Annotated in this window: 18 protein-coding genes; 11 read left to right on the top strand and 7 right to left on the bottom strand. The window is 70.6% G+C overall.

Annotation, left to right across the window (positions count from 1 at the left end):
* Positions 1 to 17: 17 nt before the first annotated feature.
* Positions 18 to 3,239, bottom strand: a complete 3,222-nt coding sequence (locus tag BLS56_RS14805; RefSeq protein WP_091450644.1) for a S8 family serine peptidase — start codon at positions 3,237 to 3,239, stop codon at positions 18 to 20.
* Between the two features lie 339 nt (positions 3,240 to 3,578).
* Between BLS56_RS14805 and ychF the strand changes: the two genes are divergently transcribed.
* The 3 genes from ychF (at position 3,579) to BLS56_RS30640 (ending at position 6,545) form a co-directional block, all read left to right on the top strand.
* The gene (gene ychF / locus BLS56_RS14800) at positions 3,579 to 4,658 is read left to right on the top strand and encodes a redox-regulated ATPase YchF (RefSeq protein WP_091450642.1); all 1,080 of its coding nucleotides are present in this window, start codon (positions 3,579 to 3,581) and stop codon (positions 4,656 to 4,658) included.
* Between the two features lie 96 nt (positions 4,659 to 4,754).
* Positions 4,755 to 5,804 carry a transcriptional regulator gene (locus BLS56_RS14795; RefSeq protein WP_139190693.1) on the top strand — a complete coding sequence of 350 codons (1,050 nt, stop codon included), beginning with the start codon at positions 4,755 to 4,757 and terminating at the stop codon, positions 5,802 to 5,804.
* Positions 5,805 to 6,071: 267 nt separating this feature from the next.
* Positions 6,072 to 6,545 carry a hypothetical protein gene (locus tag BLS56_RS30640; protein WP_139190691.1) on the top strand — a complete coding sequence of 158 codons (474 nt, stop codon included), beginning with the start codon at positions 6,072 to 6,074 and terminating at the stop codon, positions 6,543 to 6,545.
* An 86-nt stretch (positions 6,546 to 6,631) separates the two neighbouring features.
* Here the strand turns inward: BLS56_RS30640 and BLS56_RS14790 are convergent, their stop codons facing one another.
* Both BLS56_RS14790 and BLS56_RS14785 read right to left on the bottom strand, forming a co-directional pair.
* Positions 6,632 to 7,036: a type II toxin-antitoxin system VapC family toxin gene (locus tag BLS56_RS14790; protein WP_228771645.1), complete on the bottom strand. Its 405-nt coding sequence runs from the start codon at positions 7,034 to 7,036 to the stop codon at positions 6,632 to 6,634.
* On the bottom strand, positions 7,029 to 7,307 hold the full coding sequence (locus BLS56_RS14785) for a type II toxin-antitoxin system Phd/YefM family antitoxin (RefSeq protein ID WP_091450636.1): 279 nt from the start codon (positions 7,305 to 7,307) through the stop codon (positions 7,029 to 7,031). Before BLS56_RS14785 ends, BLS56_RS14790 begins: the two co-directional genes overlap by 8 nt.
* A 318-nt stretch (positions 7,308 to 7,625) precedes the next feature.
* Here BLS56_RS14785 and BLS56_RS14780 point away from each other — a divergent pair, with 318 nt between their 5' ends.
* Positions 7,626 to 8,786 carry an alkaline phosphatase PhoX gene (locus BLS56_RS14780; protein WP_091450634.1) on the top strand — a complete coding sequence of 387 codons (1,161 nt, stop codon included), beginning with the start codon at positions 7,626 to 7,628 and terminating at the stop codon, positions 8,784 to 8,786.
* A 43-nt stretch (positions 8,787 to 8,829) separates the two neighbouring features.
* Here BLS56_RS14780 and BLS56_RS14775 read toward each other — a convergent pair whose 3' ends face one another.
* A complete protein-coding gene (locus tag BLS56_RS14775; RefSeq protein WP_091450887.1) occupies positions 8,830 to 9,126 on the bottom strand; it encodes a 4a-hydroxytetrahydrobiopterin dehydratase in 297 nt (98 codons plus the stop codon).
* A 170-nt stretch (positions 9,127 to 9,296) separates the two neighbouring features.
* Here BLS56_RS14775 and BLS56_RS14770 point away from each other — a divergent pair, with 170 nt between their 5' ends.
* Genes BLS56_RS14770 through BLS56_RS14755 form a run of 4 tightly spaced genes read left to right on the top strand, consistent with a single transcriptional unit; the run spans position 9,297 to position 13,598 of the window.
* Positions 9,297 to 10,331 (top strand): thiamine ABC transporter substrate-binding protein, encoded by a 1,035-nt coding sequence (locus tag BLS56_RS14770; RefSeq protein WP_091450633.1) that lies wholly within the window; start codon positions 9,297 to 9,299, stop codon positions 10,329 to 10,331.
* Positions 10,295 to 11,896, top strand: a complete 1,602-nt coding sequence (locus BLS56_RS14765; RefSeq protein ID WP_228771644.1) for an ABC transporter permease — start codon at positions 10,295 to 10,297, stop codon at positions 11,894 to 11,896. The genes BLS56_RS14770 and BLS56_RS14765 overlap by 37 nt, the downstream gene beginning before the upstream one ends.
* Positions 11,897 to 11,953: 57 nt before the next feature.
* Positions 11,954 to 12,607 carry a VanZ family protein gene (locus tag BLS56_RS14760; RefSeq protein WP_175482832.1) on the top strand — a complete coding sequence of 218 codons (654 nt, stop codon included), beginning with the start codon at positions 11,954 to 11,956 and terminating at the stop codon, positions 12,605 to 12,607.
* Positions 12,594 to 13,598, top strand: coding sequence for an ABC transporter ATP-binding protein (locus tag BLS56_RS14755; RefSeq protein WP_228771643.1), 1,005 nt, complete (start codon positions 12,594 to 12,596; stop codon positions 13,596 to 13,598). The genes BLS56_RS14760 and BLS56_RS14755 overlap by 14 nt, the downstream gene beginning before the upstream one ends.
* 203 nt (positions 13,599 to 13,801) lie before the next feature.
* On the opposite strand, the gene BLS56_RS14750 is transcribed toward BLS56_RS14755, so the two are convergent.
* Genes BLS56_RS14750 through BLS56_RS14740 form a run of 3 tightly spaced genes read right to left on the bottom strand, consistent with a single transcriptional unit; the run spans position 13,802 to position 16,742 of the window.
* Positions 13,802 to 14,659 (bottom strand): ABC transporter permease, encoded by an 858-nt coding sequence (locus BLS56_RS14750; RefSeq protein ID WP_091450626.1) that lies wholly within the window; start codon positions 14,657 to 14,659, stop codon positions 13,802 to 13,804.
* Entirely contained in the window at positions 14,656 to 15,672 is a 1,017-nt protein-coding gene (locus BLS56_RS14745; RefSeq protein ID WP_091450624.1) for an ABC transporter ATP-binding protein, read from the bottom strand. Before BLS56_RS14745 ends, BLS56_RS14750 begins: the two co-directional genes overlap by 4 nt.
* Positions 15,669 to 16,742, bottom strand: coding sequence for a LolA family protein (locus BLS56_RS14740; RefSeq protein ID WP_091450622.1), 1,074 nt, complete (start codon positions 16,740 to 16,742; stop codon positions 15,669 to 15,671). The genes BLS56_RS14745 and BLS56_RS14740 overlap by 4 nt, the downstream gene beginning before the upstream one ends.
* Positions 16,743 to 16,871: 129 nt before the next feature.
* On the opposite strand from BLS56_RS14740, the gene BLS56_RS14735 reads away from it, so the two are divergent.
* From BLS56_RS14735 to BLS56_RS32280, 3 genes are all read left to right on the top strand, one after another.
* A complete protein-coding gene (locus tag BLS56_RS14735) occupies positions 16,872 to 17,603 on the top strand; it encodes a response regulator transcription factor (protein ID WP_175482831.1) in 732 nt (243 codons plus the stop codon).
* 32 nt (positions 17,604 to 17,635) lie between these two features.
* The gene (locus BLS56_RS14730; protein ID WP_228771642.1) at positions 17,636 to 18,940 is read left to right on the top strand and encodes a sensor histidine kinase; all 1,305 of its coding nucleotides are present in this window, start codon (positions 17,636 to 17,638) and stop codon (positions 18,938 to 18,940) included.
* A gap of 689 nt (positions 18,941 to 19,629) precedes the next feature.
* Entirely contained in the window at positions 19,630 to 20,019 is a 390-nt protein-coding gene (locus BLS56_RS32280) for a (deoxy)nucleoside triphosphate pyrophosphohydrolase (protein WP_228771662.1), read from the top strand.
* Positions 20,020 to 20,059: the final 40 nt, after the last annotated feature.

The raw sequence follows: 20,059 nt of genomic DNA, 5'->3' as shown, positions 1-20,059 counted from the left end.
CGTTTATTGCGTGCGTGTTACGTGACGGCCTGGACCACCACATCACCCGAGCCGACCACCACGTCGGCCTCGGTGCGGACCTGCACGTTGCCGAGCAGGACGCGTCCTTCTTCCGGAGCCTCGTTGGCGGTCACTGTTCCCCGGACGGTCCACTGCGCGCCCGCGGCGCGGGCGGCGTTCGCGTCGGTCACCGACACCGACCCGAACGCGGGGTTGACGAAGACATCCAGGTGGTCGAACGTCGTCGTGCCCGCGGGAACCGCGAAGCCCTTGACCAGCACCACCCAGATTCCCGGTGCCGGATTGGGGATGACGACCTGCTCCTCGGAGTCGCCGTCGGCCTGCTGGCCCGCGAGGACGCACCGGCCGGTGGTGCAGTCGAACACGGAGAGGTCGAGGTCGGCCGCGGCGTCGGAGGTGTTGCCGATCTTCGCCCGCAGCGCGGTCGACCCCGGCGTCACGATCACCTGGAAATGTTTGTCCTCCTGGTCGGCGATGCTGAACTGCCCCAGCTTGGCGCTGCCCAGCGGCGTGCCGGTCGCCCGCCCGGTGAACGGCCCGAACAGGTTCTGGAGCGTGTACTCCCGAATTACCGGTGTGCCCGCCGCGGCCGAGGCGATCGTGTCGGGGTTCGGGGAGACCGAAGCGCCCAACACCGACGCGGTCAGCGTGAACGGCGCGGCCGCGGCGTCGGAGGTGCGCCGGGCCTCCACGACGACCTCCCACACACCCGCCTGCGGGTTGGTCACTGTGCGGCTCGTCGGGCTGCCCGCGTCACACCCCGGCCCACCGGGAACCGGCGGGTTGTAGCAGTTCAGCGACGAGTTGGCCTCCACGCCCACGCCGTACGGGTGGAACCGCAGGAACCGCAGTTGGCCCGCGCCCGCGGCCGCGCCGCCGCCGAGCAGGTCGACCTTGAACGCCGGGGCGCCCTGCGGGACGCGGTAGAAGAACTTCACGACCTCGTTGCGGCCGACCTGCCCGCCCTTGGCGACGGTGAAGTTGTTGGCGGCGGCGAAGTCCTCCGCCGCGATCACCGTGTTCAAGGTCTGCCCGTCGATGCCCGAGGTCGTCGGGCTGTCCAGGTTCAGGATCGCGGAGTGGATGCCGGTCGACCCCGGGTTCACCGTGACGGCGAACTTGACCGCGCTGTTCTTGGGCAGCGTCACCGTCTTCGCCGAGCTGAACGTGCCGTCGTTGCCGACCCAGTCGACCTTGTAGGTCACCGGGTGGTCTGGACCGGACGTGCGGGTGAAGGTGTACTGCCGCACATAGCGGTCGCCCGCCCGCACGCCCTCGCGGTCGTTGATGCCGACGCCGACGCCCGGGGTCTTGAGGAACCCGGACAAAGCCGTGTTGACCGGCACGGACGCGGTGATGTCGGTGGTGCTCGGGTTCGACTTCAGTAGGTTCCACGCCTTCTTGGTGTCGATCAGGCCGTTGCCCTGCTCGTAGGCGCCCAGCCCGGCGACGAACCGCGCGCTGGACTGGAACGCGGTGCGAAGCTGCGCGGGCTTGTGCGAGACGCCGCGCTCCTTCGCCGCGCTCACCAGCAGCGCCGCCGCGCCCGCCGCCTGCGGCGACGCCATCGACGTGCCGTTGAACTGCGCGTAGCCCGGCGGCAGGGCGTAGGTTCCCGCCACCGGCTGGCCCGCCTGCCAGGTCGGGACCGTGGAGATCGCCGAGCCGGGGGCGACGATGTTGGGCTTGAAGCCGCCGTCCTCGCGCGGGCCGCGCGAGGAGAAGCCGTGCAGGCTCTCGGAGACGGCCAGGTCCGAGCCGTAGTTGCGCTGCCAGGTCTCCTTGGTGATGTACGAGCCGACCGAGAGGACCTTCGTCGCGACGGACGGGTCGCCGACGGTGTTCGAGCCCGCGCCGGAGTTGCCCGCCGAGATGAACATCTGCACGTCGTAGGTGTCGATGAGCCGGTCGTACAGCTCCGCGCGCGCGTTGTCCCCGTCGTTGAGGGCGGGCAGGCCGCCGATCGACATGTTGATCACGTCGACGTTCGCGTCCCGGGCCGCGTAGATCATCCCTTCGAGCAGCGCGTGGTTGGTGCAGCCCGCGATGAACAGGCACACCCGCACGCTCACCAGCTTCGCGCCGGGGGCCGCGCCGTTCATCGTGCCGCCGAAGAGCCGGTTGCCCGCGACGATCCCGCCGACGTGCGAGCCGTGCGCGCCGGAGACGATGCCGATGTTGACGGTGTTGTTGGCCGCGTCGGTCTGCACGACGAACGGCATGGACTCGCGCACCGGGGTCGCCGGGTTGTCCGTGCCGAACGTGCCGACGTCGTACTTGACCCTGTAGTTGGTCATCGGCTTGTCGTCGGCGAAGGTGCCGGTCTGGTTCGCGTCCACCCACACCGTGTTCGTGGCGGGGTTCCACACGACGCCGAACAGGCCGCTGGTGCCCGCGCCGTTGCCGTCGCGGTTGACGTCCGAGCCGACCTCGCCGCCGAGCCGGGGGTCGCGCTCGTTGAAGGTGCCCGACCGCAGTTCGCCCTCGGCGGGCAGGCCGACCGAGGCGCCGCTGACGGTGGCGGTCATCGGGACCCACGTCGGGTCGTTGTCCTTGTTGACGCCGTTGGTGAAGGACGAATCCGTGAAGGTCACCCAGTCGGTGATCTTGCGCTCGTTCGTGCTGGTCGTGTTCAGCGACGGGTGGTCGAGGTCGACGCCGCTGTCCACGATCGCGACCGTCGTGCCGCGCCCGTCCCAGGTGGGGTGCTCGTCCACGAACTGGGCGGCGTTGATGTCGCCGGTCGGCATGTACGGGTTCACCCCCGGCGTCGACGGCCCGGGGGCGGGCTGCGGCGTGGGGTCGGCGATGCCGGTGGGGCGCGGGTCGGGGAGCGGGATGTTCTCGTCGAGGTCCAGCGCGGTCACCCCGGGGAGCTTGGCGACCTTCTTGACCTGGTCGACGGGGACCTCGGCGCGCACGTAGCCGATCTCGTCGGCCCGGTGCTCGACCTTCGCGCCCGCCTTCGCCAGCTCATCCACCCGGCGGGCGCTGTCGCCCCGGTCGGTGGCGATGAGGACCTTGACGGTTTTCGCGCCTGCTTGCACGGCCCTGGCTAACAGGTCCAGGTCGTGTTTGCCGATGCCGGGGCCCTCGTCGGCCGGGGCGGGCGCGGCGGCGGCGGTCGGGGCCGTGGAGAGCATGACCCCGGTGACGGCCGTGCTGAACGCCAGGCCGAGGGCCAACCGGCCGCGGGTGCGCCATTCGGGTTGAGTCATCCCACTTCCTTCTTCCTCAGCGGGTGAGCTGGGCGCGCGCCTGGAACCTCCGGTGCGCGGACGAGTGCAGGGCGCTCACGGAGTGTTGTTCCCGGGCTCAGCGGTGACTAGCGTCCATTTGGGTTAATCCAGTAGTGCAAATCTGGACTAATGGGCACAGAGTGTGCAGCTATCGCCACTGGCGGCCGGATGTTACCCAGCGAACGGGCGCTGTTATGCGTATGTATGTCCTACGACACATCGCTCAGCGTCACCAAAACTGGGAATAACGTTGGTAACGGTTTGGCACCCGCCCCGGGCCCGGAGCCGCCCGGGAGGCGGTCCGTAGACTCAACCACCGTGAGTTTGACCCTCGGGATCGTCGGCCTGCCCAACGTCGGCAAGTCCACCCTGTTCAACGCCCTGACGAACAACGACGTGCTCGCCGCGAACTACCCGTTCGCGACCATCGAGCCCAACGTCGGCATCGTCCCGCTCCCCGACCCGCGGCTGGACAAGCTCGCCGAGATCTTCGGCAGCGAGCGCGTCGTGCCAGCGGTGGTGTCGTTCGTCGACATCGCGGGCATCGTCAAGGGCGCGTCCGAGGGGGCTGGCCTGGGCAACAAGTTCCTGGCCAACATTCGCGAGGCCAACGCCATCTGCCAGGTCATCCGCGTCTTCGACGACCCCGACGTCGTGCACGTCGACGGCAATGTCGACCCGCTGGCCGACATCGAGACCATCAACACCGAGCTGATCCTCGCCGACCTCCAGACCCTGGAGAAGGCCTTGGCGCGCCTGGAGAAGGAGGCCCGCACCCGCAAGGAGGCGCGCCCCACCCTGGACGCGGCCACCAAGGCCAAGGACATCCTCGACGGCGGCCGCACCCTGTTCGCCGCGCAGTCCGAAGTGGACCTGGCACTGCTGCGCGAGCTGAGCCTGCTCACCACCAAGCCCTTCCTCTACGTCTTCAACGCCGACGAGTCGGTCCTGACCAACGACGCCCGCGTCGCCGAACTCGCCAAAATGGTCATGCCTGCCGACGCGGTTTTCCTCGACGCCAAAGTCGAAGCCGAACTGCTGGAACTGGACGAGGAATCCACCCGGGAACTGCTGGAATCCGTCGGCCAGACCGAACCCGGCCTCAACGCCCTCGCCCGCGCCGGTTTCCACACCCTCGGCCTGCAGACCTACCTGACCGCGGGCCCGAAAGAAGCCCGCGCGTGGACCATCCCCCAGGGCGCCACCGCCCCCCAGGCCGCAGGCGTCATCCACTCCGACTTCGAGCGCGGCTTCATCAAGGCCGAAGTCGTGTCATTCGACGACCTGGTGGCCGCTGGCTCCATGGCCGCGGCCAAGTCGGCTGGCAAGGTCCGCATCGAAGGCAAGGACTACATCATGGCCGACGGCGACGTGGTCGAGTTCCGCTTCAACGTCTGAGTGCCCATGTGCCCGGTGACCTGCGACTACTCGGCATTCCACCACCTGTTCGGTGTTCGGTATTGACCGAACACCGAACAGTGGGAGACTATGCCCATGGAGTCGTCTGCACGGGGGCGCGATGCTGAGGACGCGCTCATCGGCGCGGTCGAAGTGCTCGGTCTCGCGGCGCGCGCGCCGATCGAGGCTGGGCTGAGCCGCGACCTGGTTCTCGTGTTGCCGGACGGCAGGGAACTCGGTATCCAAGTCAAGTCGGCCTCGCTCATCACAGCCGACAGCCTGCCGAGTCAACTTCGACGGTGGTCAGAGAGCTTGGCAGGCGATCAGGCGCGCGTGATCGTGGCGGACAGGATCACCGCGGAGGCGCGGAACAGCCTGAGCCAGGCAGGGTGGAGTTGGCTGGATCTGCGAGGCCATCTGCGGCTGATCGGGCCAGGCGTGTTCATCGACTCGGACATCCCCGCGCTGGTGAAGCCAGGCGTCGATCGTCAGGGCATCAGTGGTCAGGTCGGCGTCGAACTTTCCGCTCTGCTGCTGCTCGATCCGACCCGGCGGGTCGGGGTCCGTGCGGCGGCAACGATGTTGGCGCGCGCGCCAAGTTCGGTTTCCGAGGCCTTCACGGCCTTGCGGGCCGCGGGACTGGTCGACGGGGAAAACAGGCCTGCCGCTCCCGAACTTTTCTGGGAGCTCGCCGAGAAGTGGAAGCCGGTGAGCCGTGATCTGGCGAGTATCCCGGTGCCGGGCAGGGGAAGGGACAACGCCGCACTCCGGCTGGGACTGGACGACATCGAGTCGGACGTCGGATGGGCGTTGACCGACACGGTCGCGGCGGCGGTGTATGGCGCTCCCGTGTCGATTCGAGCGAGCCACCCGCCGGACTTCTATGTTCCCGACCAGGGGACGCTGCGGCGGGCCGTCCCGTTGCTGGGAACGGCCACGGTGCCCTCATCGCGGGCTGGTCGTGTTCGCGTCGCCCCAGTGTCACTGGTGTGCGCCCGCCGGATCGATGTCGCGGCGTGGGCGGACGAGAAATGGCCACTGGCGAATCCCCTGTTCGTCGCGCTCGATCTCGCTCAGGATCCCGGCCGTGGCCGCGAGATTCTGGATGGTTGGACGCCTCGGGAAGTTGGACATCGTGTCTGGTGACCCTTCGGTCGTCGCTCTTGCCGGAAGGTCGATGAGCCAGATCGTCAGCGCGATACCCGTGGTCGCTGAGCAGACGGGACGTGGGGTTGTACTCGTGGGTGGCCTTGCGGTCATGTGCCGACTGCCGACGCCGTACCGAGCGACCACTGATCTCGACACCGTTGATCGCCGGACCACGGACGAGGCTCCGCAGCTTCAACTTCTCGTGGCGGCAGGCGCCAGGAGAAGCGGGCCGCAGGCGCGCTGGTTCGCACCCCCTTGGGTGAGGTGCAGGTTGACGTCCTTGAGGTCACTGACGCCGATATCGACGATCTTCCCGACGATCCGACTGATCGCCTCCATGTCCAATCTCATGCATGGGCGGCGGCCACGGCGTCCGCATTGGTGCTCAGCGCGGAAGGGCTCCCACCTCTTGCGACGCGAGTCGCCGAACCTGGGCCTCTTATCGCGATGAAATCGCAGTCCATCATGAATCGGGGAGCGGCCAAAGAGGGAACGGATTTCTCGGATATCGTGCGCATCACACTTGACCGAACTTGCGGTCCGGTATCTCGAGACCAACTCGAATCGGCTGACGCCCAGTTACGCGCCGACGCACTCCTGCACGCTCGACAATGGTTCGATCGTTTCGAGGTTCAATCGCTGAGGAAGATCAGGGCAGTGCCGGAAGGGCGAGATGTGGAGATCGATGATGTGCGGCTGGTCGGTGACCTGCTCGTCAGCGCGCTAGATCGCCGATGATTCGGCAGGGCCTTGGGGTGCGAGTTGTTTTTGTTTGTTGTTCCCTGCGCGGAGTGCCGCCGAACTTGGATCTTCGTGTCGGTTCGTCAAACTGTGATCACCGTGAGCATATCGTCAAGTCCGGCGAAGTCCGAAGGATTGCGGGTGTAGAGCGGCAACTCGTGTGCGGAGGCAATGGCCGCGATCATCAAATCAATTCGGCGTGGGCGGGGATCGCGATTGGCCAACAAAGTCAAGGCGACTAGCGTTCCGTACCTGGTAGCGGCCTCGGCGTCAAAGGGGAGTGGATCGAATTCGACGATGGCGGCACCCAGTTTCTCCGTGCGTACGGCTCTGGTGAGTGGGTCTTTGGCCATCGCCACACCCTGATGCAACTCGGCCATGGTCACGGCGGTGATTTCCGGCATCGCGGGCAGTAGGCTCGGATCGAGCAGCGCCAGGTCTATGTAGGCGCAGGTGTCGAGCACGCCGGACTCAGGACGATCAGCCACGGGGCGCGTCCCACGGGTCGTCGTCACCGACGCGGTCCTCGGAACCGAAGAAGGCGTCGGCGTCATCGCGCATGAGAGCGTAATCGACGCGGGGAAGCCTGCGGTGTCGCTCGACCAGTTCCTCGGCGCTCAGGCGGCGCTTCCGGGTGAGTGGCCGGAGTTCCGCTATCTCGACGCCGTTGCGGGTGACGTGGAAGGTTTCCCCCGCCTCGACGGCGTTCATGACCTCGGCGGAGTTATTTCGGAACTCCCGCTGGCTGATGACCTTCATCGCGCCACTGTAGCACCACGTAGCGCGCCAGGCTACGGGCGGGTCCGCTCGTCTCGTGTGGCTTCGGTTTCCGAATGCGAGTGACATTTGCGGGAGTCATGCAGGCATCAGTTGGATCCGAGTGGCTTTCGTTTTGTTGGCCCGCGCCGCGAATACCGCCGAACGTACTATTCCAAGTGAATCTTCGGCGCTGATTCCCGAGGCAGCCGTACATCTTCCCCACACTCGGTCTTTGGCGGCCCGTCATGCCCCGCGTCTACGTTTCTGCCACGCACGGAGCACATGCGGACACGAGTAGTGACACGATCGGAGTTGACCGTGGAGCGTCGTAACTTTCTTCGGGTAGCTGTCGTGGGGGGTGCCGCCGCCGCGTTTGGCGGGGCTTCTTGGGGGACGGCGTTCGCGGCCACGGCGCAGCCGGGGCCGAGCCCGTACGGGGCGTTGCAGGCCGCTGACGCGAATGGGATTCGGCTGCCCGCCGGGTTCACCAGCCGGGTGATCGCCCGGACCGGGCAGAAGGTGGCCGGGACCAACTACACCTGGCATGCGGCGCCGGACGGCGGCGCCTGCTTCGCCGACGGGACGGGGTGGATCTACGTCTCCAACAGCGAGGTGTCCAGCACCGGGGGTGTCGGCGCGGTCAAGTTCAACTCGACCGGGCAGATCACCGGGGCCTACCGCACGCTGTCCAACACCAACGTCAACTGCGCGGGTGGGGCGACGCCGTGGAACACGTGGCTGTCCTGTGAGGAGGTGTCCAACGGGCGGGTGTTCGAGACCGACCCGTGGGGTGTGAACCCCGCCGTGGCGCGGCCCGCGATGGGCATCTTCAAGCACGAGGCGTGCGCCGCCGACGCCGACCACGGGTACATCTACCTCACCGAGGACGTCAGCGACGGCTGCTTCTACCGGTTCCGCCCGAACACCTGGGGCAACCTGTCCAGCGGCACCCTGCAGGTCATGGTGGGCTCCAACTCGCAGACCAGCGGCTCGGTGACCTGGGCGAACGTCCCCGACCCCGACGGCAGCCCCACCGCGACCCGCAACCAGGTCTCCGGCGCGAAGCGGTTCAACGGCGGCGAGGGCTGCTACTACGCCGCGGGCACCTGCTGGTTCACCACCAAGGGCGACAACCGGGTGTGGGCCTACAACGCGAACAACTCCACGATCTCGCTCACCTACGACGACTCGCTCGTCACCAGCGGCACCGCGCCGCTGACCGGCGTCGACAACGTCACCCGCACCTCCAGCGGCGACCTGTTCGTCGCCGAGGACGGCGGCAACATGGAGATCTGCATCATCACCCCGGCAGGCGTCGTCGCGCCATTCCTGCGGATCTCCGGCCAGTCGTCGTCGGAGATCACCGGTCCGGCGTTCAGCCCGAACGGCAAACGCCTGTACTTCTCGTCGCAGCGCGGCACCACCGGCAGCAGCAGCGGCGGCATCACCTACGAGGTGACCGGCCCGTTCCGCTCCTGAGCCGATCGGCGCGGCGCCCCTCGGCGGGGGCGCCGCGCCCGGGTCAGGCGGGCATGGCTTCGAGCACGCCCTCGATCTCCTGGGCCAGTGACACGTCCAGCGCGGTGATGCCGCCCGCGGAGTGCGTGCTGCACCGGAAGGTGAGGGTGCGCCAGCGGATGTCGATGTCGGGGTGGTGGTTGTCGTTCTCGGCGATCTCGGCGACCCGGTTTACGACCTGGATGGCGTGCGGGAAGTCGGCCAGCTCGACTTCCCGCACCAGGGTCGCCGCTTCCAGCCGCCACTCGGAGAGCGCGCCAAGCGCCTTGCCGATGTCCTCATCGCTCAGCAGTTCAGCCATGGTTCCCATAGTGGCCCCCGGCGCGGGCGTACGCTCGTCACCGCCACGGGAGTCCGGTGTCGCGCCGGGCTGAGAGGGGGGCGCGCAGGCCCCCGACCGTCCACACCTGACCGGGATCATGCCCGCGCAGGGAGGTCCTTGTGGCGCGCCCGCCGCGAGGAAGGACCGTCATGCGTCGCATCGTCTCCCTGGTCGCGGTGGCGTTGGCCATCTCGGGCTGCTCAGTGGGCGGCTCGGGTGAGCAGCCCGGTGGGCGCTCCGTCGTCCTGGTCACGCACGACTCGTTCGAGGTGGACCCGGCGCTGCTGGAGAGGTTCCGCGCCGACACCGGCGTCCGGATCGACGTCCGCAAGAGCGGCGACGCTGGCGCGCTGACCAACCAGCTGGTGCTCACCAAGGCCAACCCGATCGGCGACGTCGCCTTCGGCGTCGACACCACCTTCGCCTCGCGCGCGCTCGACGAGGGCGTCTTCGCCGAGTACCGCAGCCCGGAGGCGGCGAAGGGCCCGCAGCGCTACGCCGTGGACGACACCGGCCGGGTGACGGCGGTGGACGTGGGCGACGTGTGCGTCAACGTCGACACGGCCGCGCTCGCCGCGCGGAACCTGCCGGTGCCCGCGGCGTACGAGGATCTGGCCGACCCCAGGTACAAGGACCTGCTGGTGGTCGAGGACCCGGCGACGTCGTCGCCGGGGCTGGCGTTCGTGCTCGGCACCGTCGCCCGGTTCGGGGAGCCGGGCTGGGTGGGCTACTGGGAACGGCTCAAGGCCAACGGGGTGAAGGTCGTCAGCGGCTGGGAAGAGGCCTACACGCAGGAGTTCTCTGGCTCGTCCGGCAAGGGGCCGCGGCCCATCGTGGTGTCGTACGCGTCTTCTCCGTCGGCGGAGGTCGGCGCGGACGGGCTGCCGCGCACCGCGGCGGTCCTGGGCACCTGTTTCCGCCAGGTCGAGTACGCGGGCGTGCTGGCGGGCGCGAAGAACCCCGACGATGCCCGCAAGGTGCTGGACTTCCTGCTGTCGGAGCCGTTCCAGGCGCAGGTCCCGGACAAGATGTACGTCTACCCGGCGCGTGAAGGCGTCGCGCTGCCCGAGGCGTGGCGGAAAGCGGCGCCGCTGCCGGAGAACCCGGCAGTGCTGCCCGCGGGCGACATCCAGGCGAACCGGGAGCGGTGGGTCGAGCAGTGGCGCGCGGCCGTCCCGCGGTGATCCTGGCGGCGGCGCTGCCGCTGGGGTTCCTCGCGGTCTTCTTCGTCTGGCCGGTAGCGGCGATCATCCGGCTCGGCTTCACCGGCGGCGGGGTCGGCGCGGTGCTTGCCGACGCGGACACCTGGGACCTCGTGGTGTTCACCCTTGGGCAGGCGGCGGCGTCGACGCTGGTCGCGTTGGTCGCGGGCCTGCCGGTGGCGTTTCTGTTGGCGCGCTGCGCGCTGCCGGGGACCGGGTTCGTGCGGGCGGCCATTCTGGTGCCATTCGTGCTGCCGACCGTCGTCGTCGGGCTGGCTTTCCGGTCGCTGCTGCCCGACGGCGGTGTGGCCGCGATCGTGTTGGCCAACGCGTTCTTCAACGTGGCGGTGGTCGCGCGCACCGTCGCCGGGCTCTGGTCGCATGTGGACCGTCGCGCCGAGGACGCCGCCCGCGCGCTCGGCGCGTCCCGGCTGCGGACGTTCACCTCGATCACGCTGCCCGCGCTGACCCCCGCGATCGGGTCCGCTGCGGCGGTCGTGTTCCTGTTCTGCGCCACCAGTTTCGGCGTCGTGCTGCTGCTCGGCGGCGCGCGGCACCGGACACTGGAGACCGAGATCTACCTGCGCACGGTCGAACTGCTCGACCTGCCGGGCGCGGCGGCGCTGTCCCTGCTCCAACTCGCCGCGGTCGTGGCGGCCCTGGTCGCCGGGGCGGTGGCGCGTCGGCGGCGGGAGACCTCGATGCGGCTGCGCGGGCGGGCGGAGACAGCGCGCAGACCGGTCGGCGGCGAATGGGCCGTGGTGGCCGTCGCGTATGCGGTGGTGGCATTGTTGCTGGTGCCTATCGGTTCCCTGGTCTTGCGGTCGTTGTCCACAAAGGACGGCTGGGGTCTCGACGGATACCGCGCCCTGGCGGGAACGGGATACCGCGGGTCGCTGCAAGTGTCCGGAGTGGACGCCGCGATCAACTCGGTGCGGGTCGCCACCGACGCGACTCTGCTGGCCCTGCTGCTCGGCGTGGTGGCCTCGGTGGTCTTGGTGACCCTGGGCAGGGCGCGATCGCGGCTGGTGGAGGCCATGGACACCGCGCTGATGCTGCCCTTGGGCGTGTCCGCGGTGACGGTCGGGTTCGGCTACCTGATCACTCTCGACGCCCTTCCCGGCGACCTGCGGACCTCGGCGGCCCTGGTCCCGCTGGCGCAGGCGCTGGTGGTGACCCCACTGGTGATCCGCATGGTGCTCCCGGTCCTACGCTCGATAGACGACCGGCTCCGCCAAGCCGCCGCCACCCTCGGCGCATCCCCATGGCGCGTCTGGCGGGAAGTCGACATCCCGTTGGCGGGCCGCTCATTCCTCGCCGCCACAGCTTTCGCCTACGTCGTCGCCCTCGGCGAGTTCGGCGCCACCAGCTTCCTGGTCCGCCCGGACACCGCGACCCTCCCGGTCGTCATCGGCAGACTCGTGTCCCGCCCCGGCGAGCTGAACAACCAGATGGCCTACGCCGCCTGCACCCTGCTGATGCTGGTGACAGTCGCCATAGTCATGCTGGTCGACTGCCTCCGCGTCGGCTCGGTCGGGGAGTTCTGACCAGGTGCTGACCGGAGCGGGCTGGGACGGGACGGTCTTGAGGGGGCGAAGAGTTCGGTGACGTCGTTGCTGCGTTCGTTCGGCAATCCGGTCAGTTTCTCTGCCGGAATCGTGTTGCTGGCGCTGCTGGTTGCCGGATGGGCGTTGGCCCGTCGGTGTCCTGGGGCGGGCTCGGTGCGCGTGGTGGCGGGTGCCGCGATAGTGGTGTGGTTGTCGGTCGTGGTGTACGTGACGGTGGTGCTGCCTTCGACATCGCTGCTTGAGGCCAGGTTCAGCCTCGTTCCCCTCGTGGATACCGTGCGGGGGTTGCTCTCGCCCAGCTTCGGCAATGTCGCGGTGGCCACCGCGGCCAATACCGCCCTTTTCGCGCCACTGGGGGTGGCGCTGGGGCTGATCTCGCTGCCTGAGGGGGTCGCGACCCGTGACTGGGTGAAGCCGGTGGTGTTCGCGCTGGCGGTTTCGGTGGCCGCGGAGTCGTTCCAGGGGTTCGTGACCGAGCGTGGGGCTGTGGCAGCCGACGACCTGATCGCGAATGTGGTGGGGGCGTGGCTGGGGTGGCTGCTGGCGCGCAGGGTGGGCCCGCGCGACGTGTCCCGCGTTCATCGCGGTGCGGGAACTGCCTCCGATGACCTGGAAGGCCCTGTTGTGGGAACCTCGGAGTGCCCCGAGGCCACCCGCGGGGCAGGGGAGGGGCGGCGTGCTGCGGGTTGAGGAAATCACCGTGCGGTATGGGGCGCTGACCGCTGTGTCCGATGTGGACATCGAGGTCGCCGACGGTGAGGTGGTGGCGTTGCTGGGGCCGTCCGGGTGTGGGAAGTCGACGCTGTTGCGGGCGGTGGCGGGGTTGGAGCGGCCTGCCGCGGGGGTGGTGCGGTGGGACGGGGTCGATCTTGGGAGGACTCCCGTGCACAGGCGCGGGTTCGGGTTGGTCTTCCAGGACGGGCAGCTGTTCCCGCACCGGGATGTCGCGGGCAATGTGGCCTTCGGGCTGCGGATGCGCGGGGTCGCCAAGGGGGAGCGGGTGGCGCGGGTGGGGGAGTTGCTGGAGATGGTGGGGCTCGCCGGTTATGGGGCGCGGCGGGTCACCGAGTTGTCCGGTGGGGAGCAGCAGCGGGTGGCATTGGCCCGGGCGTTGGCGCCTCGGCCTCGGTTGCTGTTGTTGGACGAGCCGCTGTCCGCTTTGGACCGGGCGTTGCGGGAGAACCTGGCTCTCGACCTGTCCCGCGTTCTGCGCTCGGCTGGCACCACGGCCTTGCTGGTCACCCACGACCACGATGAGGCGTTCACTCTCGCCGACCGGGTCGCGGTGATGCGGGGCGGGCGGATCAGCCAGGTGGGGCGGCCGGACGAGGTGTGGCGGCGGCCGGTGGACGAGGAGACCGCGCGGTTCCTCGGGTGCGGCATCGTGGTCGACGCTGAGGTCACCGCCGGGCGGGTGACCTGCGAGTTCGGCGCGGTCGGGCTTCCGTGGGCGCCCGACGGCGATGTCCGCCTGGGGCTGCGGCCCACCGGTCTGCGGGTCGGCGGCGGCCCGGTCGAGGGGACCGTCACCGCCCGCGTCCACCGCCGCGACCACGTGCGGCTGGTGGTGGACACCGGGACCCGCGTGGTCGACGCGGTGGCCGGGGTCGCGGGCGCGCCGGAGGTCGGCGCTGCCGTGCGCCTGGCCCTGGACCCGGATGGGCTGGCGATCCTGGGCTGACCGGTGCGCCCGCGACCCCCGGCAAGCGGCCGTGCGGTCGGCTCCCCCCGGTGCCGACCGCACGTCCACCCGCCCTCGGCCCGGCCAGCCTGCCCCGGATTGAGCTGCCCGGATTGGGCCGGGTTGGGCTGAGCCGGTCCCGGGCAGGCCCGCCCGGGTTGAACCGCCCCGGGCTGGTGTGCCAGGGCTGAGCCGCGTCGGGGTCAGCCGTCGCGGGTGAGTATTCGGGACAGCGCCAGTGAATAGCCGATCACGATGTAGCAGGCCGCGCGGAGCAGGCCCTCGGTGATCGAGCCGGTGGGCAGCGGGTCGCGGACGACGTCGCTGACCGACTGCCAGCTTGTGGTGATCAGCACCGGGTCCAGCCAGTCCAGCGCCGGGATGACGCTGAGCACCCCGGACACGATGACCAGCCCCAGCGACACCACCACGACGATCAGCGGGTGCTCGGTCCACGCCGACACCGCCAGCGCGACCGCGGCCAGCGCCCACACCTGCACGGTCACCAGGACCACGGTCAGCAGCACCCGGCCCACGCCGTCGAGGAACGGCAGCTGGGTGCCCGACGAGGTCAGCATCCCCTCGCCGCCGAGCAGCAGGATGCCCGCGATGGTGCCGGTGACCGCCATGAGCAGGGTCGCCAGCAGGCTGACGGTGGCCACGCCGAACGCCTTCACCGCGAGCAGCCGGGCCCGGCCGACCGGGGCGGTGAGCAGGTTGCGCAGGGTGCCGTGCGCGGTCTCGCCCGCGAGGGCGTCGGCGGCCAGCATCGCCCCGGTCAGCGGCAGCAGCATGTTCAGCGACACGACCAGCGCGAACACCGGCAGCAGCAGCCCGTTGCCCGCCACCAGCGTCTCCAGGCCCTGCCCCATCGGCTCGTCGCTGTTGGCGTCGGTGGCGATCGCGATGCCGATGCCCGCGACGACCGGCACCAGGGCCAGCAGGCCGAGGCCGATGAGGGTGCGCGGGCGGCGCAGCATCATCCGCAGCTCCGAGCGCATCAGCCGCGGCAGCGGGGCGCGGCGGGCGGTGAGCGGGGCGGGCACGGTCATGGCGGTCATCGGGCGTCCTCGGGGATCAAGGTGGCCAGGTCGTCCAGGGCGGCGTCTTCGATGACGTTGGTGTCCTCGGTGAGCCGGGCGAACAGGTCTTCCAGGCCGGTGCGCTGCCTGCGCACCTCGTGCACCGGGACGCCCGCGTGGACCAGCGTCTCCACGACCTGCGGCGCGGTGGTCGCGGTGAGGTCGACGCGCAGCCCGTCGGGGACGGCGCGGGCGGGGATGCGGTGGTCGCGCAGCGCCTCCACCGCGCGGGTCACCTCCGGGGTGGTCACCAGCAGGTTCGCGCTGCCCGCTTCCAGCAGCGCGGCCAGCTCGCCCTGGGCGACGACGGTGCCCTGGTTGAGCACCGCGACGTGCGTGCAGGTCGCCTCGACTTCGGCGAGCAGGTGCGAGGACACCAGCACCGTGGTGCCCGCAGCGTGCAGGTCGGCGATGACCGCCCGCACCTCGCGGGTGCCCGCAGGGTCCAGGCCGTTGGTGGGCTCGTCGAGGATGACGAACCGGCGCGGCACCAGCAGCGCCGACGCCAGGCCGAGGCGCTGCTTCATGCCCAGCGAGTACCCCCGGTAGCGCCTGCCCGCCGCGCGGGTCAGCCCGACCCGCTCCAGCGCGTCGGCGACGGCCCCGGGGATGCGCGCGGACGCCAGCAGCGGCTCGGCCGCGGCGACCCGCATCAGGTTCTCCCGGCCGGACAGGAACGGGTGGAACCCCGGGCCCTCCACCAGCGCGCCCACCTCGGGCAGCGCCAGCGCCGCGCCGTCTGGCATCTTCTGGCCGAGCAGCTCGACCTCGCCCGCGGTGGGCGTCACCAGGCCGAGCAGCATCCGGATGGTCGTGGTCTTGCCGGAACCGTTGGGGCCGAGCATCCCCAGCACCGCGCCGGTGGGCACCTCAAGGTCCACGCTGTCCACCGCGACCGTGCCCCGGTAGACCTTGCGCAGCCCCCGCGTGCGGGCGGCGGGCGGGACGGCCGCGGCGGGCGCCGCGACCGTCCCCTCGGAAACGCCGCTCACTTCTGCCCGAGCGCGTCGACGAGCACCTGCTGCGGGACCGCGCCGAGCGCGACCCGGCCGTCGGTGGTGACCAGCGCCGTGCCGACCTTGGTGGTCACCACGTAGCCGGAGCCGAACGGTCCGCTGACCTCCTTGCCGACCTGCTTGAGCAGGTCGAGCCCGGTGGCCGGGCCGCGGTCGCCGCGGCCGTTCTCGGGCGCCTGCCGGGTCAGCGCGTCGGCGGGCAGCTTGCCCGTCAGCACGGTGTCCCAGCCTTCGCCGACGTGCTTGAGGTCGAGGCCTTCGAGCGCGTCGGTGCGCTCCTGCTTGGACGGCCGCTCGCCCCGCTCGCCCTCGGTCACCTTCGCCCCGGCGGGCGGGGTGAACGAGAACAGGCCCGCGTCCTGCGCGCCGGTGGCGAACTCGGTGAAGCCGACCCGCAGCGCGGGCTCGGCCTGGCCGTTGGCCAGCACGTCCAGCCGCAGCGGCAGCCGGGTCTCGGAGTCGACCGCGATCCGCACCTCGCGCAGCAGCGTGCGCTCGGTCGGCTTCGGGGTCAGCACCAGTTGGTAGGCGGGCCGGTCGGCGACGCGGGCGGTGCCGTCCACGGTGACGGTGCTGTCCTTCTGCATCAGCGCCACGAAGTCGCGGGCCGCGGTGGCCGGGTCGGCCATCCTCTCGGCGCGCTCCTCGTCCGGGCCGCCCTCCAACTTCTGCACCGAGCGGGTGGCCGAGTTCCAGATCCAGGTCGTCGACCCGTCGTGCACGATCGTGCGCTCGGAGCCGCCCTCGTCCAGCGACAGCCGGGCGCGGCCCTGGCCGTCGGCGTAGATCCGGGCGACGTCCTCGCCCGGCTTGCCCTGCGGCAGGCCCGGCAGGGGCAGCCCGAGGTCGTTGCGCAGCTCCACCGCACCGGCCATCGCGGGCGCGTCGGCGTCGAGCACGGACTGCACCAAAGCCTCGGCGCTGATGTCCGGCAGCGCGGGCGGGGCCTCGCCCGCGCCTGCCGGGCTCGCGATCAGGACCAGCCCGACCACCCCGGTGGCCGTCCCCGCCGCTGCGACGGCCAGCGCCGTCCTTTTCCTGTTCATTGCTTCTCCCTGTTCGGGTCGTTGTTCCCGCCCTAGAAGAGTGCGCCGGAGGACCTGAGATGGCGCTGAGAGCGCCCTGGCTGCTGAGAGACCGCTGAGAAGCCGTGCCGGGATGCCCGTCGAACGGCCATGATGGCAGACGTGAAGCCTCGGGTGCTGGTGGTCGACGACGAGCTCGGCGTGCGCCGGGCGCTGCAGCGCGGGCTCACCGCGGAAGGCATGGACGTGGTGGTCGCGGGCGACGGGCCCAGCGCCCTGCGGATCGCGATGACCGGCACCTTCGACGTGATCCTGCTCGACATCATGCTGCCCGGCCTGTCCGGCTACCGGGTGCTGGAGCGGCTGCGGCACGAGGGCGTGCGCACCCCGGTGCTGCTGGTCTCGGCCAAGGACGGCGAGATCGACCAGGCCGACGGCCTCGACCTCGGCGCGGACGGCTACCTGGTCAAACCGTTCTCCTTCGTCGTGCTCGTCGCGCAGGTGCGGGCTGTGCTGCGCCGCGGCGCGGAGGACGGCGGGCGCAGGCTGCGGCTGGGCCAGCTGGTGATCGACCGCGGCGCCCGCGAGGTGAGCTTCGCGGGCGCCCCGGTCGCGCTGAGCCCACGCGAGTTCGCCGTCCTCGACGCGCTCGCGGGCCGCGCCGGGGCGGTCGTCACCAAGGACGAGCTGCTGCGCGCGGTCTGGGGCGACGAGCAGGCCGCCACCCGCAACGCCGTCGAGGTCTACGTCGGCTACCTGCGCCGCAAGCTCGACGCGGCTGGCGCGGGCGGCATCGTGCGCACCGTGCGCGGCCATGTCTATCTCGCCTCCACCACGGAGATCGACGCGGCCCTCGACCCGGCGGGCGCGCCGCCGAGGTGATCCGCCCGCGCAGCCTCTGGCTCCGGCGCTCCATGCGCTTCCGGGTCACCACGGTCGCCACCGCGGCGACCCTGGCGGTGCTCATCGGCCTGGCCTGGCTCACCAGCGGCATGATCGGCCCGCTGCTGGTCGGCGCCGCCGACGCCGAGCTCACCGCGGCCATGTCCGCTGCCACGGCCCACGTCGAGCAGGGGAAGCCGGTCGAGCCGGGGTCACCGAACATCCAGGTCCGCGTCCTGGACACCGCGGGCGCCCCGGTCGACGGCGGCCCGCAGCCCGCGCTGGCCCCCGCGGACGTCCGCGTCCTCAAAGCGGGCACCCCCGTGCTCCGCGAAGGCGACACCCCACCAGCGCGCTGGCTTGGCACCGTCGCCACCGCCCCCGACGGCTCCCAGCGGCTGGTCGCGGTCGGCACCGGCCTGGTCGGCTACGTGGCCGCGCAGGGCCACGCGCTGCGCTGGCTGATCGTGGGCGCCGTCCTGGCCGCGGCCACCGCGGCCCTGGCGACCTGGTTCGCGGTCCGCTCGTCCCTGCGGCCGGTCGAGCGGATGCGCACCGCCGCCGCCCGCCTCGGCGCCGGGCGCAGGCTTCCGCTGCCCGAGGCCCAAGACGAGCTGCGCTCCCTGGCGGGCGCGCTCAACGACCTGCTGGCCCGGCGGGACGAGGCCGCCGACCGCCTTCGCCGGTTCACCGGGGACGCAGCGCATGAGCTGCGTTCACCGGTTGCCTCGATTCGGGTGCAGGCGGAGGTCGCCGTCGCCCACCCGGACCCGGAACTGTCCCAGGAAGTGCTGACCGAGGTCGTGCGCGAGTCCGAACGCCTGTCCGCGCTGGTGGACGGTCTGCTCACCCTGGCTCGGTCTGACGCGGGTGAGCTTCCGCCCGCCGAGCCTGTCGATCTCAGCGTCGCGGCGGTTGACGCGGCCGCCCGGTGCTCTGGGGATGGGCCTGCTGTCCAGGTGCACGTGCCGCCGGGGCCGTGCTGGGTGCTGGCCGCTCCGTCCGAAGTGGACCTGGTGCTGGACAACCTGCTGCGCAACGCTTTCCGGCACGCGCGTGCGAGCGTGACGGTCACCGTGCTGGCGGGTGTCACGTCTGCTCGGATCGTGGTGGACGACGACGGGCACGGTATCGCCCCGGAACATCGTGCGCGGGTGTTCGATCGCTTTTACCGGGTGCAGGATGACCGTGCGCGGAGCAGTGGTGGGACAGGGTTGGGGCTGGCGCTGGTCGCTGAGGTTGTTCGGCGGCGCGGTGGGGCTGTGCGGGTGGGGGAGTCGCCGGAGGGTGGGGCGCGGTTCCTGGTGAGCTGGCGGGCCATCGCTCGGCCTCAGTGAGCTGCTTGTGGGGGTCTGCTCGATGGGGTGGAGTGGTTTCTTCGGGGCCCCTACGAAGGAAGATCGCCCGTGTGAAAGAGGGTGGGAAGCCTGCGGCATCACACGCGCGGCCAGCTTAGCGATCTTCCTTCTCCCCCGAAGAAACCACTCCACCCCATCGAGCACTTGGCGGGCGTTGGTTCGGCCTGGCAGGGGGCGGGTTGCTCCTCCACTCCGTCGAGCGCTTGGCAGGTTGGGCGCGGTTGGCAGGAGGCGGGGGTCCTGCGGTCTGGCAGGGGGTGGCAGGTTGGCTGCTCCACTTCATTGAGCACCTGACTGGGTTGGGCTTGGTCGGTTGGCGGCAGGATCTTGGTATGTCCGTTCATCGTGTTTCTGTTTTGGTTCCCGCTCCTGTGCGCGCGGTGTCGGCCGCTTCGGGGGAGGCGGCTGTGGTTGGTCTGTGTGGTGGGGATCGGCTGCTTGCGCCGGGGGACGAGGTGCGGGCGCGGGGCACGCGGTTGCGGGTCGTCGAGGTGGGGGTGGGTGGGTTGCGGGCGGTGGCGGTGGGTGGATTGCCTGGAGTGAGCGCGCTGGAAGTGGTGGTTGAGCCGTTCGGGGCGGGGGCGCGGGTGAGTTGTGTGGTCGACGGGTGGAGGCCGGAGGCTTGGGCGCGTTCGGTGGTGGAGCGGGTCGCCGGGCGGGCGGTCGAACTGGCGTCGGCGGCGGTTGTGGTGGGGGCGGCGGTTGTGCGGGACGGGCGGCTGCTCGCCCAGGAACGCGCGTATCCGGTGGACGCTGCGGGCAAGTGGGAGCTGCCGGGCGGGCGGGTCGAGCCGGGGGAGTCCGATGTGGACGCGGTGCGGCGGGAGTGTGCCGAGGAACTGGGGATCAGTGTGGCGGTGGGGGAGCCGGTGGGGCCGGACGTCGTGCTGACCGACGCTCTGGTGCTGCGGGTCTACGCAGCCACTCTGGCCGGGGGTGAGCCGGAGGCGCGGGATCACCGGAGTGTTCAGTGGCTTACCGAGGGGACTCTTGACACCGTTGACTGGCTTCCGGCAGACCGTGTCCTGCTTCCCGCTCTGCGTGCCCTCTTGCGATAAGAGGGTGGCCTTGACCGGGGCGGGGCGACCCCGGTCAAGG

Origin of the sequence: Actinokineospora iranica, from assembly GCF_900101685.1 — a bacterium.
Taxonomy (GTDB): domain Bacteria; phylum Actinomycetota; class Actinomycetes; order Mycobacteriales; family Pseudonocardiaceae; genus Actinokineospora; species Actinokineospora iranica.
The sequence above is the reverse complement of the archived record's forward strand: the minus strand, read 5'-3'. Positions and strand labels throughout refer to the sequence as shown.